The organism is Stieleria sp. (genome assembly GCF_041595215.1).
Lineage (GTDB): Bacteria > Planctomycetota > Planctomycetia > Pirellulales > Pirellulaceae > Stieleria > Stieleria magnilauensis.
The window spans coordinates 1-1,635 of the sequence record NZ_JBFHKV010001460.1; the positions used below are offsets into that span (position 1 = coordinate 1).

Consider the following 1,635-nt stretch of genomic DNA (forward strand, 5'->3'; position numbering starts at 1 on the left):
AATCGCAGGCGGGACGTCAGGCGTTGGACATTCGGGGAACCAGCGGTGAAGAGATTGTCCACGAATTACACGAATGACACGAATAGATTTGCTGCGGCACACCTGGCGTTCGCTGGCAGCGTGAACGAATTGCGGTCGATCCGCAATACCCAGAGTCACGCGGATTCATCGGGCGTCAGAACGTTGTCGGCCTTCACGTGGGCCAGCGATGGGACTCAATCAGAACGCATCCCGGCAGGGGATGCCAGCGTTTTCGTTGCAGGCGAACTCGAGTTGGATGGCGGGAACAGCGTCCGGCGGTCACTTGCCGGGCGTTGGCAAGGATGCCATCGGAGGTCCAGCACGGACGCGGCCCGCGGCATCATGGCACGTCGACTAGACAGCCCCGCCTCCACATCGTCCGCTTCCCGAATCTCCTGGCCGCAGCTCATCAGCGTTGCGCTGGCACCGGCGTCTTGATCTCATGGGTGCACTTCCAATATCCGCCGGCGCTCGACTCCCCAGGATCGGCGCGTCGTGTGTTCGGTCGGATTCTTCTTTCAATAAAAGAAAAATCCCCTCGGACCACACGACGCAAGTGACGGGGGAGTCATGCGACTGCGGATCACACGATGGGACACGTGAGATCAAGACGACGACCGCACGAAAACGCCGACGACCTGCGGCCAGAGGATTCAAGAAACTGGCGTCAGCCTGACGCCCCGGAGTCCCGCGCAACGCTGCCCCACCGTGACCGCAGATCAACCGGCGCAGTGGAGAGCAATTCGATGAAGTTCAACGCCAGCCGTAACCGGGCGGCGACGATTGATTGTCCATTGCGAACCCGCTCGACTTCGCCGCTCCGGTTCACGGCATTGTTCGTCGGTCTTACCGTTTCGATTTTACGTGGCAGGCGAATGCTGTATCAACTGGTCTCAACCTCGCCATCTCGCGAGATCCAGTATTCCTCGGCCCACCCGAAGACGTGATTGTCACCCTCTAACCAATCTTGTCGTTCCTCGTTTAGCTCTTCAAACTCTGGGGCATCCGGGTCCAGATCCGTCAATTCGGACGGCATCCGTTGAAGCCAACAATCAGCTTCAGGATTCTCAAACGGGCGAATTTGTATCAGCCCTTCGGAAAAGCCGATCTTCGCTTGTTGCTCCTTCATCTGCATTTCAAAGTGTTCTGAGAATTCGGAATCGTAGATGCGAAACGGGCCGTTGTCAGTCATCCGTGGTGCTGGGAACGCCCACGGTTCACTCGTCGTTTCTAAGTAACATCCGTCAGCGTCAAAGAAGACGGTCACCAGATCAGGACAGAGCAAGCCCATGACGACCTGACGTCCATCAGCGCAACGTCCTGTCGTGAACGCAGAATAGGGAAGCAGGTTGTATGCCTTGTCTCGCATCTGATCCGACGACGGGCGGTGGTCACCGCGTCGGCGCGATGGACCGGAACTCAAATACAAACTCGACTCGCCGACTGCGGTGCACCACTTGGTTCACGCGGATCGGCCACGACGACAGTTTGAGCCGTCATCGCTGGTGGCCAATGTACTTGATTGGAATCGCCAAGGGAAATTCGAAGCGTCTGGCTCAGACTTATCTTCGCTGGACAGTCACGACGCAGCCCGGGGGATCTCGATTGTATTAC

1 protein-coding gene is annotated in these 1,635 nt (G+C 57.8%); it reads right to left on the reverse strand.

Annotated features, from left to right (window positions below; genetic code table 11):
* Positions 1-904: 904 nt before the first annotated feature.
* A complete protein-coding gene (locus ABX749_RS32090; RefSeq protein ID WP_372899627.1) occupies positions 905-1,390 on the reverse strand; it encodes a hypothetical protein in 486 nt (161 codons plus the stop codon).
* Positions 1,391-1,635 lie beyond the last annotated feature (245 nt).

Excerpts from the sequence above, each read along its gene's own strand:
- ABX749_RS32090 (WP_372899627.1), bottom strand. The coding sequence starts at position 1,390 with ATGCGAGACAAGGCATACAACCTGCTTCCCTATTCTGCGTTCACGACA.